General features: G+C 62.2%; 12 protein-coding genes and 7 pseudogenes. 7 read left to right on the top strand and 12 right to left on the bottom strand.

All coding sequences use genetic code 11. From position 1 onward, the window contains the following. Positions 1-123: 123 nt before the first annotated feature. The 5 genes and pseudogenes from OKQ63_RS23245 to OKQ63_RS23225 form a co-directional block, all read right to left on the bottom strand. Positions 124-376 (bottom strand): annotated as a pseudogene (locus OKQ63_RS23245) (SMC-Scp complex subunit ScpB); the annotation flags it as partial. After that, positions 372-1,274 (bottom strand): IS3 family transposase, encoded by a 903-nt coding sequence (locus OKQ63_RS23240; RefSeq protein WP_264214423.1) that lies wholly within the window; start codon positions 1,272-1,274, stop codon positions 372-374. The pseudogene OKQ63_RS23245 and the gene OKQ63_RS23240, both read right to left, overlap by 5 nt. After that, a complete protein-coding gene (locus OKQ63_RS23235) occupies positions 1,223-1,579 on the bottom strand; it encodes a transposase (protein WP_264214411.1) in 357 nt (118 codons plus the stop codon). The genes OKQ63_RS23240 and OKQ63_RS23235 overlap by 52 nt, the downstream gene beginning before the upstream one ends. Positions 1,580-1,685: 106 nt before the next feature. Continuing rightward, positions 1,686-2,043 (bottom strand): annotated as a pseudogene (gene scpB, locus OKQ63_RS23230) (SMC-Scp complex subunit ScpB); the annotation flags it as partial. A gap of 46 nt (positions 2,044-2,089) precedes the next feature. After that, positions 2,090-2,799, bottom strand: a pseudogene (locus OKQ63_RS23225) (IS6 family transposase). A gap of 185 nt (positions 2,800-2,984) precedes the next feature. Between OKQ63_RS23225 and OKQ63_RS23220 the strand changes: the two are divergent. Continuing rightward, positions 2,985-3,102: pseudogene (locus OKQ63_RS23220) on the top strand (integrase core domain-containing protein); the annotation flags it as partial. Between the two features lie 16 nt (positions 3,103-3,118). On the opposite strand, the gene OKQ63_RS23215 reads toward OKQ63_RS23220, so the two are convergent. From OKQ63_RS23215 to tnpA, 4 genes and pseudogenes are all read right to left on the bottom strand, one after another. Next, entirely contained in the window at positions 3,119-3,415 is a 297-nt protein-coding gene (locus OKQ63_RS23215; RefSeq protein ID WP_264210717.1) for a hypothetical protein, read from the bottom strand. Continuing rightward, positions 3,415-5,043 (bottom strand): annotated as a pseudogene (tnpC, locus tag OKQ63_RS23210) (IS66 family transposase). The gene OKQ63_RS23215 and the pseudogene tnpC overlap by 1 nt, the downstream one beginning before the upstream one ends. 62 nt (positions 5,044-5,105) lie before the next feature. Beyond that, a complete protein-coding gene (gene tnpB, locus OKQ63_RS23205; protein ID WP_264214410.1) occupies positions 5,106-5,453 on the bottom strand; it encodes an IS66 family insertion sequence element accessory protein TnpB in 348 nt (115 codons plus the stop codon). Further along, positions 5,450-5,812, bottom strand: coding sequence for an IS66-like element accessory protein TnpA (gene tnpA / locus OKQ63_RS23200; RefSeq protein ID WP_264214409.1), 363 nt, complete (start codon positions 5,810-5,812; stop codon positions 5,450-5,452). Before tnpA ends, tnpB begins: the two co-directional genes overlap by 4 nt. Before the next feature lie 104 nt (positions 5,813-5,916). Between tnpA and OKQ63_RS26275 the strand changes: the two are divergent. Then, positions 5,917-6,091 (top strand): annotated as a pseudogene (locus tag OKQ63_RS26275) (IS481 family transposase); the annotation flags it as partial. Between the two features lie 202 nt (positions 6,092-6,293). On the opposite strand, the gene dctP reads toward OKQ63_RS26275, so the two are convergent. The 3 genes from dctP to OKQ63_RS23180 all read right to left on the bottom strand — a co-directional run bounded on the left by dctP (position 6,294) and on the right by OKQ63_RS23180 (position 9,267). After that, positions 6,294-7,340, bottom strand: a complete 1,047-nt coding sequence (dctP, locus tag OKQ63_RS23190) for a TRAP transporter substrate-binding protein DctP (protein WP_264214408.1) — start codon at positions 7,338-7,340, stop codon at positions 6,294-6,296. Between the two features lie 75 nt (positions 7,341-7,415). After that, positions 7,416-8,717 (bottom strand): TRAP transporter large permease, encoded by a 1,302-nt coding sequence (locus OKQ63_RS23185; RefSeq protein ID WP_264214407.1) that lies wholly within the window; start codon positions 8,715-8,717, stop codon positions 7,416-7,418. Then, complete coding sequence (locus OKQ63_RS23180; protein ID WP_264214406.1) at positions 8,707-9,267, bottom strand: TRAP transporter small permease subunit; 561 nt, start codon at positions 9,265-9,267, stop codon at positions 8,707-8,709. The genes OKQ63_RS23185 and OKQ63_RS23180 overlap by 11 nt, the downstream gene beginning before the upstream one ends. 145 nt (positions 9,268-9,412) lie before the next feature. Here OKQ63_RS23180 and OKQ63_RS23175 point away from each other — a divergent pair, with 145 nt between their 5' ends. From OKQ63_RS23175 to acuI, 5 genes and pseudogenes are all read left to right on the top strand, one after another. Next, positions 9,413-10,105: a TetR/AcrR family transcriptional regulator gene (locus tag OKQ63_RS23175; protein ID WP_264214405.1), complete on the top strand. Its 693-nt coding sequence runs from the start codon at positions 9,413-9,415 to the stop codon at positions 10,103-10,105. Between the two features lie 22 nt (positions 10,106-10,127). After that, positions 10,128-10,940, top strand: a complete 813-nt coding sequence (locus OKQ63_RS23170; protein WP_264214404.1) for an enoyl-CoA hydratase/isomerase family protein — start codon at positions 10,128-10,130, stop codon at positions 10,938-10,940. Further along, a complete protein-coding gene (locus OKQ63_RS23165; protein ID WP_264214403.1) occupies positions 10,937-12,364 on the top strand; it encodes a class I adenylate-forming enzyme family protein in 1,428 nt (475 codons plus the stop codon). Before OKQ63_RS23170 ends, OKQ63_RS23165 begins: the two co-directional genes overlap by 4 nt. Beyond that, entirely contained in the window at positions 12,361-13,596 is a 1,236-nt protein-coding gene (locus tag OKQ63_RS23160; RefSeq protein ID WP_264214402.1) for an MFS transporter, read from the top strand. The genes OKQ63_RS23165 and OKQ63_RS23160 overlap by 4 nt, the downstream gene beginning before the upstream one ends. Next, a pseudogene (acuI, locus tag OKQ63_RS23155) lies at positions 13,593-14,592 on the top strand (acrylyl-CoA reductase (NADPH)). Before OKQ63_RS23160 ends, acuI begins: the two are co-directional and overlap by 4 nt.

The raw sequence follows: 14,592 nt of genomic DNA, 5'->3' as shown, positions 1-14,592 counted from the left end.
ACGATAAGCAGAACGACCGAGTTTGCGTCAGGCATCGGCAACGGAGACCGGCAAGATATGAGGCTACGGGCGAAAAAATCAAGTTGTCTCAATGTTTTATCGTTCAACAAGATCGGCAAGTTTTTACCCGAAATCGACTTGTGGTGCTTCGCCCACAACCCCCGCATCCACCAGCTGCTCCCGATCGGGAAGATCGCGAAGGCTCTCCAACCCGAACGCGACAAGGAACTGCTCCGTAGTCACAAAGGTATGGGGCGCACCGCGGCGTGGCGACCGCGGCCCGGTTCCGATCAGGTCGCGCGCATACAGCCGCCCGATCAGGTCACGGCTGATCTCCTATCTCCTTGCCGAAGATGTCCTTGAGCCCCTTGTTAGTGGCAGCCGTAATCTCCCCAAAAAGTTGGAGTGCGCCCCTGCGGGTGGACCGCGTAAGCTGCTGACTTTGTCCAATCCGGGGCGTGTATCTCTTCATAGGGGTTGGGGCTGGTGTAGCCCAGAGCGGAATGCAGTCTCCTCTCGTTGTACATTGCCTCGATGAAGCGTGGCAGATCGGCGGCCACGTCTTCGAAGGTTTCATACTCTGTGACGTAAACGGCCTCGACCTTGAGTGTCTTCATGAAGCTCTCGGCGTATGGGTTATCATATGGATTGCCACGGCGGCTCATGGACCCAAACATCCCGCGAGCTTTCAGGATCTTCCGATGCGAGCTCGCCGCGTATTGCACGCCTCTGTCGGAGTGGAACACACAGCCCGGCAGGGGGGTCCGGCTCTTGATCGCGGAGTTCAGGGCCGCCACCGTGAGGCGCGTGTCGATCCGTTTGCCGAGCGCGTAGCCCACGACCTTGCGTGACCAGACATCCAGGATGACAGCGAGATAACAAAACCCGGTTTCCAAGGCGATATAGGTGATGTCGCCAACCCAAAGCTGGTCGGGGCCATGGACCTCGAAGCCGCGCGCGACGTTTGGATAGATCGGGCTGTCGTGATTGCTGTCCGTCGTAAACACATAGCGTCGTTTCCGCTTTGGATTCAATCCGTTCTCCCGCATGATACGCCGGACCTTCTTGGAGTTTACAATCATGCCGCGGTGGCGAAGCTCGGCCGTCACGCGGCGATACCCGTAACCTTTGAACGTCGTGACGATATCGTGGATTTCGGCAACGGCAGGATCTTCTCCGGCTGCAACAGGTTTTGCATAGAATGTGGAACGCGGCAGACCCATCAGTTCACATCCCCGTCGGACGGAGAGCCCGGCGGACCTGTAACGATGGATGAGTTCTCTTTGCTCTTGGAGGCCATGCGCATGCGCGCTGTTTTTAAAAACTCGATCTCGAGCGCCTGGCGGCCAACCAGCCTCTCAAGCGCTGCGATCCGGGCCTCGTACTCGGGGATCTGCTCTGACTGAGCGGTCTCGGTATCGTATTCGCCGTTCTCGTACTTGTCGATCCAGGTCCGGATCAGGTGCCGGCAGATGTCGTGTTCGACGCTGAGAGCATTGAGCGCCGTGCCGTTGAAATAGGCTTCAACGATCATGCGCTTGAATGGAATGCTATGGCGGCGGTGTTTTCTTTTGGTCATGGAACCTCCTTATCCGAAGGCCCCGGCTAGGGGAAATCAGATGGTCTCGCGGTCCACCCGCAGGGGCGCACTCCACGTTTTGGGGAAATTTGAGATGCCATTGACACCCCTCGCGGGTGATCGGCTGATGGTAGGCGATGGCGGCCAGCACCGCGACGTCGAACTCGCTCAGATCCAGCAATTGATCATTGACATCCGCCACCGCGCGGATCACGGGCACGTATGCGGCTCGCGTCCGGAACATCCAGCCGCCAGCGACCTGGGCAATCTCGAACGCCCGCCCCGCCAGATCGGCGGCGAGGTCCTCGACCAGCAGGTCGACCGAGGCCCCCCTGCCCCACGACCCGCGCCAGGTCTTCGCGCGGCACAGGGGAGGCAGAGGCAAAGAGGACCGCCTCGATCCGGCGGATCCATTCGCGCCATCGCAGCCCCGGCGGTAGGTCGGACAACTCGCGGTCAGGCACTGTAAAGTTAACCGGCCTTGCCCGAAGCTGGGGCTGGCTGCGATGTTCACGCGGCTCGGAGATTAGCGATATCGCGCCACACATCCATGGCGGCGGTGCGGAGCTCGCGAAATTCTGCGGATGTCATCTCGTGGCGGGGCAGGTGAAACAGGTTTGCAATCGGATCGTGGATGGAGACGAAGCGCTGCATTTGCCGAGGCGACTTGAAGCGTTTCATAATGCGTTTACGCTTTCGGATAGGCTGGTGGGAGTTTTCGGCCCGGTTGTTCAGACCCTTGTGCGAGCGATGTTCAACCCCCCGGCATGATCGCACGCCTTGCCGCTGGGTATGAGCGAAGCTTGTCGGTGATCAAAACACGCGGCCTATGGCCTTGCCGGGTCAACAGCTTGCGCATCAGGCGGAGAGCAGCCCGCCGGTCGCGGCGGGCTTGGACCAGGACATCCAGCACGAACCCTTCCTGATCAACGGCCCGCCAAAGCCAATGCTTGCGTCCCCCCGATCGAGACGACAACTTCGTCCAGATGCCACTTGTCGCCGAGCTTGCCAGCCGACCGGCGGCGGATTGTTTTTGCGAATTCCCTTCCGAACTTTTCGGCCCAGGCCCGCACTGTCTGATGCGATAGGATGATGTCGCGCTCGGCAAGAAGATCCTCAACCATCCGAGGGCTCAGCGGAAACCGGAAATACAGCCAGACAACGTAAGCAATCACTTCGGGCGGGAAACGGTGGCGGCGATAGAGACGGGCGTCGGTCATGCCGCCATGTCGCATTTTACGCGGCCAGCCGCATTAACTTTACGGTGCCCCTCGAACACCTTCTGGAGGTGGTTCCTTACCGGATCCACACGATCTTGACTGATATCGGGATCCAGTTCGCCGACTAGGCCAAGAAACGGAATACTGCCTATTCCCGGCAGATGCGCTTCGACATGATCTGCGCGGCCAATGAGATCGAACACGCCGGACAAGCCCAACCATCCTTGGACCAACGGCCAGATTGAGCGCATGAACCGTACGATCAAGGAGGCCACCGTTAAGCACTTTCACTACGACAACCACCGTAAGCGCCCGATTTTTACCGCAGCGGTTGATTGTTGACGCGGGCGATGATGTCGGGCTCAGCGACGAAGTCTTCGAGGAAGCTGTGCCATGCCTCAACGGACACTCGTGCTGATGCCAGCATGTCGCGCAATTCGTCGATGCCCTCGTCGGTCAGCGCCGTAATGTAGTCGTCCCGTCCGATGTGGACGCTGACGATGTTGCCGTAGGAGAGGTTGTCGTCGTTGCTGACGATGGCCTCGAGAAGTCCAGGATCCTCGCCCAGCAGGCTGGCGACATGGGCGATGGAGCAGACGTAGGTCGTCGCTGCCATCACGCAGCCTCGCTGCGTTTCTGATCTGCCGGCTTCCAGTTCCAAGGGAGCAATTCGGCCAGCCGGTTGACCATGTGATCGTGGATACGGTCCAAGACATCTGCGAGGTAGGCCTGCGGATCGAGGCCGTTCATCTTTGCCGTCTCGATGACGGTCATGGCGCGGGCGAGCGTTTCACCGCCGGTATCCGAACCCGCGAATAGCCAGTTCCGCCTGCCAACGCCAATGGGCCGCAGCGCGCGCTCGGCGGGATTGTTGTCGATGGCCACGCGCCCGTCCTCCAGAAACAGCGTGAATGAAGCCCAGCGGCTCAGCCCGTAGCGGAACGCCTTGGCCAGATCACTCTTACCGGGAATACGGGTGAGCTGCCTTTCGACCCAGTCCCGGAACGCATCAACCTTGGGCTTGCTTTCCTTTTTGGCGCACGGCCAGCCGCAGTTCGGCAGGCTTGCCGCTGATTTCCCGTTCGATGTCGTAGAGCTTGCCGATACGGTCGAGCGCCTCGCGCGCGATTGCGGATTTCGTCGCGGTCCAGACATCGTGAAAGCCGCGGCGAAGATGCGCCCAGCACGCGGCCTCCCGGAACTGGCTCTTGCCGTCCAGGTCCGCGGCATAGAGCTTGGCATACCCCTTGTAGCCATCAGCCTGGAGAATGCCGCTGGTCTCGCCAAGATGGGCGAGGACATGCTCTTCCTTCCAGTCCGGGGCAAAGTGATAGACCGCACCGGGCGGGGCCGTGCCCGCCCATGGGCGCTGATCCCGGACATAGGCCCAGATCCGGCCTTTCTTGACGCCCTTCCGAGCCCCTTGTCGCGGCGGCCGCGATCGAGAACCCGGATGGGCGTGTCATCTGCGTGCAGAAGATTGCTGGCCATGATCTCGGCCTCGATCTTCTCGATCAGCGGCGCCAGCGTCTTCATTGCCCCGCCGCACCAGCCGGCCAGGGTCGTGTCAGGGATGTCTGCCCCCATGCGGGCGAAGATCTCGTTCTGACGATACAACGGCACGTGGTCGTCGAACTTCGAGGTCAGCACATAAGCCAGAAGGTTCGGGCCCGCCATGCTCCGTGGGATCGGACGGCTGGGCGCCGGGCTTTGAACCATACGCTCGCAGCGCCGGCAGGATTTCTTGATACGCGCGATTTCGATGACCTTCAGCTGGGCTGCAATCATGTCGATCAGCTCGCTGACATCCTCCCCGACCACACGCAGATCGCCCCCGCAATCCGGGCAACTGTCGCCGGGGTCAAGCTCGCGGCGTTCGCGCGGCGTGTCCTGCGACACCTTCGGACGGCGGCGCCTCGACTCCCGCGGTTCGGCTGGTTCCGGGGTCTGGTTGTCCGTCTCCGGCTCATCGTCGCCCTCCGGCGGCAGTTCATCCGCCTCGGCGAGCGCAACCTGCAGGTCCTCCAGCGCCAGTTCCAGTTGCTCGATCTCCCGCTCGATCTTTTCCGAACTGGAGCCGAATTTCTGCTTCTGCAATCTGGCAATCCGGACGCGCAGCGCCTGAACCAGCAGATCATGCGCCCGCAAACTGGCGGACATCTTCTGGTTTTCCGCCTGCAACGCGGCGATCATCGCCTTCAGAACGGCGGGATCATTGGGGAGAGGCGTGGCTTCTACGGACATGATGGTGGATACCATTCTCCCAGATCGGACGCCATAAAAACAAACGATTCCAGAGAGATAAATCAGCCCGTCCGGGCTGGTGGCGCGCCCCAATCCGGCCTGCGCCAGTCGATCCCCTCCCAGAGCATGGCCAATTGAGCGGCGGTCAGACGCACGCTGCCATCCGGCGCCGCAGGCCATGGGAAACGACCCTTCTCCAGGACTTTGTAATACAGGCAAAAGCCCTGGCCATCCCAATACAGAAGCTTCACCCTGTCGCCGCGGCGCCCTCGAAACGCGAACACGGCACCGTTCGATGGCCGCTGCCTCAAGACATCCTGCGCGATCGCTGAAAGCCCCGCGATACCTTTGCGCATATCAGTGTGACCGCAGGCCAGGTAAACGCGAATGCCGGTGCCCGGGCCGATCATGCCGCCTCCACCGCCTGGATCAAACGGGTCAGCACCGCAGCATCCACATGGGCATCGACCCGCAAGCTGCGACCATTGCGCAGAACCACCTCAATCAACGCCAAGCTCGCTTCAGGGGCGCACGCTTCCGGCGGCGTCGTAATATCGACGGGCAGGAATAGCGTCGCGTCGTCCGGCGTCAGAAGCCCCTTCCTCCTCAGCTCGTATCGCCAGGCATAGATCTGCTGCCGCCTGATCTCGTGGCGATGTGCGACCTGCGACACGGTCGCGCCGTTCACCCCGACCGAAAGCACAATCGCCAACTTCTCGTCGTCACTCCAGCGGCGCCGACGCTCCAAGCCAAGAATTTCGCCCCGCACAGCTGCCTCCCTCCCTGTAGGAGACGTCATTAAAGACGTCTTTATGGACGTCTCTTAGCAATCTCCAGGACACACGAGCAGGCGGTTCAAATCGGGCGGTTACCAACCACCAGCAGCTTCGCACGCACCTCGGCGACTTCACCGCGGCTTACAGTTTTGCCCGCGGGCTCGAGGCCCTCAGTGGCCTCACGCCATACGAATACATCTGCAAAATTTGAACGTCAGAGCCAGAGATTCATCTTAAATCTGATCCGCCAGATGCCGGGACTGAACGCCTAGACTGGTCTTGACTTTAATGAGATAGGGAGCCGCTGACCGGCACGTTATTTTGCCGGTCAGCGGCTTAGGGTCGGATCGGGACATTTCTAGCCTTGCAAAGACCGCAAAGCAGTGAGATCAGCCCCGCATGTCCTTCCGCTTGAACGGATATGGGCGCGGGTGGCCACTCATGCGCGCCGTCGGCTCGCTAGACAAATGCGGCTCAAATCTTACCAGTGAGGCGCATGAACTCATGTAGCTTCTCGCCGATGCGCCCTGAGAACTCCGGGTCTCCTTTCGAATATTCATCGACAACTTCGAGCGATTTGTCCCTTAGTTCGGCCATGACACTGGGCGAGACCGTTACGATATCTTTGCCCATCTCTTCGGTGAATTCCTTCATCCGCAAAAAGTCGAGATGACGGAAATGGGCGCTCGCATTGGCGCTCATCGCGCGCACGGCGCTGTTGACAATACGCTTGTGATCCTCGCCCAGCCGGTTCCACTGTTCCATGCCAACGATGAATTCGCCGTTCGAGTGGCTGAGGAAATCCGGGGTCACAATATGGCTCGTCACCTCCTGAAGGTTCATCCCCCAGCCGGTCGCGACACAGCCCCAATGCGCGCCGTCTACCACGCCGGTCTGGAGGCTCTGATAAAGCTCGCCGCCCGGGATGAAGACCGGTGTTGCGCCCATCTTCTCAAAAACGCGGCCCGGCGTCCCGGTAGAGCGGATCTTGAACCCCTGGAAATCTTCCATGGTCTCGATCGGCTTCTTGGAAAAGACCGCCAGCCCGGCAAAGGAGATCGGCCCGGCCTGATAGATGCCGTATTTGGCATAAGCCTCGCGGATCACGTCGAGCGCACCCATGTCATAGAAGAAAAACTGCATCTCCTCATGGTTTTCCCATGTGGCGAGGTTGCCGTTAAGGTGCCCCGCGGCGGGAATGCGCCCGATCCAGTAGCCGGGAAAGATGAAGGCCGCGTCGAGCAGCCCGCGGCGCAGGGCGCCGAGAACCTCGTTGGTGGGCGCCACGGTATTGGCCTGCACCGCCTCGATCTGGATCTCGCCATCGGTGGCCTCCGTCACCCAGCGGGCGAATTCCAGATAAATGGAGTCGTAGTATTCCACACCCGGCGTCCAGTGGCTTTGGATGCGCCACTTGATCTGTTCCTGGGCCAGGACCGCCGGTGCCGAAAGCGCCGTGGCCCCCATTGCAACGGCGCTGCCCTTCAGTAGCTGGCGCCAGCCAATTGTATTGGTGGTCATGGTAGTCTCCTCCTTGTTGATTTCGTGGCACCGCGGCTGCGGCTCAAGTCTCGGGCGGCCGTCGCCGTCCGGAAATCAGTTCATGTAGGCCGTGAGGTTGATCAGGATCCCTGGCACCGCCATCAGAAAGGCGCCGGTCAGCAGCATGATCGCGAGAAATGGCACCACCGCGCTGTAAATGTGCGAGATCGGCGTCTCCGGGCTCAGGCTCTTGAGGTAAAACAGGTTGTAGCCGAAGGGCGGCGTGATGTAGCCGATACACAGGTTCAGCTGAAAGATCACGCAGAACCAGACCGGATCAAAGCCCAGCTCCTGCACGATCGGAAAGAAGATCGGCAGCGTCAGCAGGATGATGCCCACCGGGTCGAGGAACATGCCCAGTACCAGCGCCGCGACCTGCATCAGGATGATGACCATCCAGGGGCTCAGGCCTGTATCGCGCAGCAAGTCGAGCATGAAGCTGATCCCGCCGCCGCTGGAATAGATCGAAACGAAGGCGCCCGCGCCGAAGATGATCCAGACCACCATGCCGGTGACAGAGGCTGTGTCATGGCTCACCTGCCGGAGGAATTCGAAACTCAGCTCGCCGCGCAGCCAGACCGAAAACAGCACCGCCGCCACGCCCACGGCCGCGGCTTCGGTGGGGGTCGCAATGCCGAGGAAAATCGATACCAGCACCGAAAGCACGATCAGAAGCGGCAGGATCACTGACTTCAACGCCGCCAGCCTTTCTCGAAACGGCGCCGCAACTTCGGCAGCGGGTGCAAGATCGGGGCGCAGATAGGCCCGTATCCCTATATAGAGGATGAAGGCTGCGAGGATGAAAAGCCCCGCGATAAGCCCGCCAAAGAACAGCTTTCCCACTGAAAGCCCGGTCATCATGCCGATAATGATCAGGGTGATTGACGGGGGGATAAGGATGCCCAGCGTACCCGAGGCGCCGATGGTGCCCAGCACGAATCTGTCATTGTAGCCGTGCCGCTTCATGGCCGGAATGCCAACCAGCCCGGTGGTGATTGTCGAGGCGGAACAATTGCCGGTCATCGCCGACAGGACCGCGGCAAAACCCGACGTCCCTACCAGAAGCCCGCCGTTGAGCCGCCCCGACCAGAGATAGAAGGCACGATAGAGGTCGTCTGCGATCTTGGAACGGCCAAGCGCGATGCCAATGGCGATGAACAGCGGAATCGCCGAAAGCAGGATCGACCACATGTTGCCGAACGTGCTGGAAACCACCGAATAAAGACCCTGCGGGCCGCTCATCAGAAGCGTAAAGATCACCGCGATTCCGCCCATCGCGAAGGACAGCGAAACGCCGAGGATAATGGCAATGATGAGGCTGCCAAACATACCGATTGTGAGAAGCTCAGGACTCATGGACAGGGTCTCCGCTGGGGGCGTTGCAGGTGTTGTTCCCGCAGGTTGCGCCGGTGCCGTTCTCCGGTGTGAAAACCGCCAGGGCGGCACGGATGAAGGCGGCAAGGGCCTGCAGCGCGAAAAGCGCCGCAGCGACGAACAAGGCGAACTTGACCGGCCAGAGCGGATGGGCCAGCGCGCTGTCGTCCTTTTCCTGCCAGAGCAGCGCTTCGTCGAAGAAATTCCAGCCTTCCCAGGCCAGCCCGAAGCACCAGACGATCAAGAGCAGGTAGCACAGCGCATCAAGCAGCGCCCGGGCGCGCGGGCTGCGGTTTTGCAGCAGCAGGTCGACGCGCACATGGCCGGCACGCAAAAAGGTATAGGCGCCGATCAGGATGAAATAGACGGCGAAGATGCGTTGCGTATAGCCATGCGCCCAGACTGTCGGACTATTGAAGAGATAGCGCGAGACCACCTCGAAAACGAGGACACCCGCGCCGATCCAGACCGCATAACTGACTAGCCTCCCGATCCACAGATTGAGGCTGTCGATCCAATTCAGTATTCGCATGTTCCCTCCCGACCTGAAATTCGACAACCGACCTCCCGTTCGGCGACAAATTTCGTAATGCCATAATGATTTTTGAAAATAAACCACTTGTCAAACATATTTTTTGCGGCCAAATTAGATACATTATATCGAATTTAGCTCTGAGATGGGGAATTCTGAGGTGGCAAGCAGTACGAAAAGATCCAGCTCCTACAACGTTGCCACCCGCGGCCGCCTTCTTGACGCGGCGGAAAGGCTCTTTGCGGAAAACGGGATAGAGACCGTGACCTTGAAGGAAATCGCCCTGGAGGCGGATGCCAATGTCGGGCAGATCGTCTATCACTTCGGCCAGAAGGAGGAGCTGATCCGGGACGTGGTCCTGCGCCGCGCCGGGGTGATCAGCGACGAGCGGATGCAGCTTCTGCAATCCTACGAACAGCTCGTCGGTGCCGATTCGGTGGCGCTCGAACCGGTCGTGCGGGCCTTCATCGACCCCTATTTTGCCCGGCTGCGCGGCGAGGATCCCGGCTGGCGCAGCTATGCGCTCTTCATCGGTCGCAACGTCTGGAACGGGCAGCTTTCAGCGGTGATCTCCGAAGCCTTCAACCCGACCGCGGTGCGTTTCATCGCGGCCATGCGGACTGCGTTGCCCGGTCTTTCCGAAGAGGCCGCCGTGCGCGCTTTTCAGTTTCTGCTGGCCAGCCTCTACGGCGCCACCACCAACGACACGCGGATCAATTCGCTGCTCGGGGATGATGGCGGGATGGCCGAATACGATGCCTATCAGGAGGTGCTCATTCCTTTTGTCGTCGGCGGCATCCGCGCAATGGGCCGAATGAGCGATCAAGACGTGCAGTGACCATTCACGGGGGCAATATACTATGAAATTCGACACCATCACCATCGAGGAACAGGGGCCGGTGCGGCTCCTCCGGCTGAACCGGCCGGACCGGCTCAACGCGATGAGCCAGAAGATGCTGGCCGAGATGGCCGCCGCCTGTGACGCGATGGAGGCCGATGATGCTTGCCGCGTCATCGTGGTTACTGGCGCCGGCAAGGCGTTTTCCGCCGGGTTCGACCTGCAGGATCAGGCCGCGGCGACACCACGGGGCATAGACGAATGGCGCCCGGTGCTGCGCCGCGATTTCGACACGGTGATGCGGTTTCATGGGCTCTCCAAGCCCACGATCGCCGCGGTCAACGGCCCGGCGCTGGCCGGAGGCTGCGAGCTTGCTATGGCCTGCGACATCACCCTTGCGGGGCAATCCGCGACCTTCGGCGAACCTGAAGTGAAATTCGGTGCGGGCATCGTAGTGATGCTCCTGCCCTGGTTGGCCGGGCCGAAGAAGGCCAAGGAAATTGCGTTTCTCGGGCAGGACCGCATCCCGGCCAAGGCCGCGCGAGAGATGGGCATGATCAACCGTGTCGTCGCGGATCACGACCTCTTGCCCACCGCGCTCGAAATGGCGCGGGCGATCGCCGTGGTCGACCCGATGGTGATCCGGCGCACCAAACAGCAGATCAACGAGACGATGGAAAGCGCCGGCATGGGCCGCGGGCTTGAGCGGGCGCTCGAAATCGACCTTGAGCTTGAGGGCGAAGGCAGCCGCGACAAGGCCGCCTTTCTCGATGTCCTGCGGTCGGGCGGACTGCGCGTGGCTCTGGACTGGCGGGACCGGAGGTTCGCGCCATGACCGAGCCGTTCGAGGATTTCCACGACGCCATTATGCGAGCGCCTGAAGGCGGCGGTGTTTCGGATGACATCGGCTGGTTGGGGCTCGACGGTCTGCAGCAGATGGCGCAGGAGGGGACGCAGGCGCTGCTCTCCGCCGGGCTCATCCCGCAGGAGCCCGTTCTGGTTCCGGTCGGCGGACGGGCCGAGGACGTTGCCGCGATCCTGGCGGTGATCGGAGCCGGCGGCACCGCCGTGCCGCTGCACTGCAAGACCCACCCCGCCACGCGCGCGCAACTTGAAACCGCCACCGGCGCGAGGCTCGCTTTCGTTCCCACCGAAGCCACTCGGCGCGCGGTGCCCGAAGTGACGCGACGCGCCTCCGCGCCGCCGACGTCCAGAGACATTTTGGACGGCGCGGCGATGATCACCTTCACCTCCGGCTCCACGGGCACCCCCAAGGGCGTCGTCCTGTCCCGCTCGCGTATATCCGCAAAACTCGCCGCCATTCGTGCGGAAATCGGTATGGAAGGCGGCCCCGAGACCGCCGTGCCCCTGCAATTGCAGTTCAGTTTCGGCCAATGGGCCACTTTCCTGCCGCTGATGTTGGGCGGGCGGGTGCACATGACCGCGCGATTTTCGCCCGACTGGGCCGAGCGCCTTCTGTCCGGCCGCCCGCTCACCCATTTCGCCGCGGTGCCGACAATGCTGCGCATGCTGGGCAAGGGCACCCCATGCGTCCGCCCTCTGAACTTTCTGACCGGCGGAGAAGCGGTCAGCGCTGATCTGCGCGCTGCAGTGTTCAGCCGCTGGCCAGCGGCCACCATCCATGGCATTTACGGGCTGACCGAAACCGGCACCTGCGATCTGTTCCGGCGTGACCGGGCCAGTGATCGAAGCCAGTCCACCACCAATACCGGCAATAGCCTCGGACGCCCCGCCGCCGGGGTCGGCGTCGCGACCGATCCGCAGACCTCGGAACTGCTCATTCGCAGCCCCTATTCCATGCTAGGCTATCTCGATCGGCCTGACCTCACCCGCGACACGCTGCAGGACGGCTGGATCCGCACCGGCGACCTCGGCCTGATTGCTCCGGATGGCGAGGTTTTTCTGCGCGGAAGACTCAAAGAGCTGATCAACCGCGGCGGCAACAAGGTCTCGCCTCTGGAAGTAGAGGCCGTATTTGCCAAGCACCCCGCGGTGCGCGCCACGCTGGCCACTGGCGTACCCGACCCTCGCTTCGGGGAAGCGATTCATCTGCTTGTCGTACCGCGCGACGGCGCAATGCTGGGTGCCGAGGCACTTCTCGCCTGGGCGCGCGACCGCATCGACCGCTTCAAGCTTCCCGATGCGGTGCATTTCGCCGCTGCCCTGCCGCTGGGCGCCACCGGCAAGGCCGACAGAACCGCCCTGCGCCGCAGCATCTCCGCCGCCGCTGCCACATGACCGTGCAGACATCCCCTGCCCCCGGCATTCGCCGCAACCTCACGCTGCTGGTGCTGGCCCAGATCGGCGGCATGTCGCTGTGGTTCGTTTCGTCGGCGATCCTGCCCGAGCTGACCCGCGAAGCCGGGATCGGGCCATGGCGCGCAGGGCTTTTGTCAAGTGCGGTCCAAGTGGGTTTCGTTCTCGGGGCGCTGGTTCTAGCGGTGAATGGCACCTCTGACCGCTACGACCCGCGCCGGGTCTTTGCCTCCGCCGCAGCGATCGCGGCCCTGTCCAATGCCGCGCTTGTCGTCACGCCGCCCGGCGGAGACCTTCAGATCCTGCTGCGCGGCGTGACCGGCTTATGCCTCGCCGGGGTCTATCCGGTGGGCATGAAGATCGCCGTCGGCTGGACCCTGCGGCGCCGCGGACTAGTGGTCGGGCTGCTTGTGGGGGCACTTACACTGGGCTCCGCCGCACCGCACGGGCTGTCGCTGATCGGCGGGCCGGACTGGCGCAGTACTGTATTCTTGGCAAGCCTTCTAGCCGCCGCCGCCGCCGGGCTGATCCTGCTCACCCGCGCCGGACCGCATCACGCCGGCGCTGCCCGCTTCGACCGGGACGCCCTGCGGCTCGCCTGGAGGTTGCGCCCGGTGCGCCTGGCCTATGCCGGCTACCTGTGCCACATGTGGGAGCTCTACGCCTTCTGGGCCTGGATCGGCGTCGCGCTGACCGCCTCCTTCACACTCGCGGGGCTTGCTGACCCAGCCACTGCCGCCCGCTGGACAAGCTTCGCCGCCATCGGTCTTGGCGGGCTGGCCTGCCTGCCGGCAGGGGCCTTGGCCGACCGCATCGGAAAGGCGCAAGTGGCCGGATGCGCAATGGGGCTGAGCGGCGCGCTCGCGCTGGCAACGGCAGCGAGCTTTGGCGGACCGCCCGTGCTGGTCATCACGCTGGCGCTGGCCTGGGGCATCTGCGTGATCCCCGACAGCGCGCAATTCTCTGCACTGGTCGCCGATCACGCCCCCGCCGAGCACGCCGGCAGCCTGTTGACCTTGCAGACTGCGTTTGGCTTCGCACTCACCGCGATCACGGTACAGGCCGCGCCATTCCTGGCAGCCGGTCTTGGCTGGCCGCTGACGCTGGCCCTCTTCGGCGCAGGACCGCTTCTCGGCGTGAAGGCAATGCAACGGCTCGCCCGCCTGCGCGCCGCACCCGAAACAGATCAACCGATAAAGGAAAAGATAGCATGAGCGCAGAATTTCAAGCCTATGTCATCGAACGCAACGAGAACACAAATGAACAGTCGCGCGGCTGGAAGACCGTTTCGACTGATGATCTGATGGAAGGTGAGGTCACCGTCCGTGTGCTCCACACCACAATGAACTACAAGGACGCGCTGGCTATCACCGGCACGAGCCCCGTGGTACGCCGGTTTCCCATGGTGCCCGGCATCGACCTCGCCGGCGAGGTCACAGCCTCAACCGACCCACGTTTCAGGCCCGGCGACGAAGTCGTCCTCAATGGATGGGGCGCGGGTGAGGTGCATTGGGGCGGCTATGCCCCGATGGCGCAACTCAAAGGCGACTGGCTCTTGCACCGGCCTGACGGGTTAAGCAGCGCCGAGTGCATGGCGGTGGGCACCGCGGGCTATACTGCAGCGCTCTGCGTTCTGCGGCTTCAGGAGCAGGGCATCAAACCGGAAGATGGCCCGGTGCTAGTCACCGGCGCATCGGGCGGCGTTGGCTCATTCGCAATTTCGCTGCTTTCGGCACTGGGCTACAGCGTCGCGGCTTCGACCGGGCGTCCAGAGGAAGCAGCTTATCTCAAGGCGCTCGGAGCCAGCGAGATCGTCGACCGCGCCACGCTGTCGGAAAAGGGCCGCCGGCCCCTGGACCGCGAAACCTATGCAGCGGCGGTGGATTCTGTCGGCAGCCAAACGCTGGCGAACGTGCTGTCCAAGGTGAAATACGGTGGTACAGTTGCGGCCTGCGGACTAGCACAGGGCCATGACCTGCCGGCTACAGTCATGCCGTTCATCCTCCGAGGGTGTGACCCTCGCCGGCGTCGATAGTGTCATGGCGCCGCGCGAGATGCGGGAACGGGCTTGGGCGCTTTTGTCAGAGAAGCTCAACCGCGCGGCTCTAAACGAGATCACCCAAGAGGCCGAACTTAAGGAAATTGAGACGTTGGCGCCAAAGCTGCTCAATGGTCAGATCCGCGGTCGGCTTCTGATTAAGGTGGACTGA

This window comes from Leisingera thetidis, assembly GCF_025857195.1.
Classification (GTDB): Bacteria; Pseudomonadota; Alphaproteobacteria; order Rhodobacterales; family Rhodobacteraceae; genus Leisingera; species Leisingera thetidis.
This window is presented reverse-complemented; position numbering and strand designations above follow the sequence as displayed.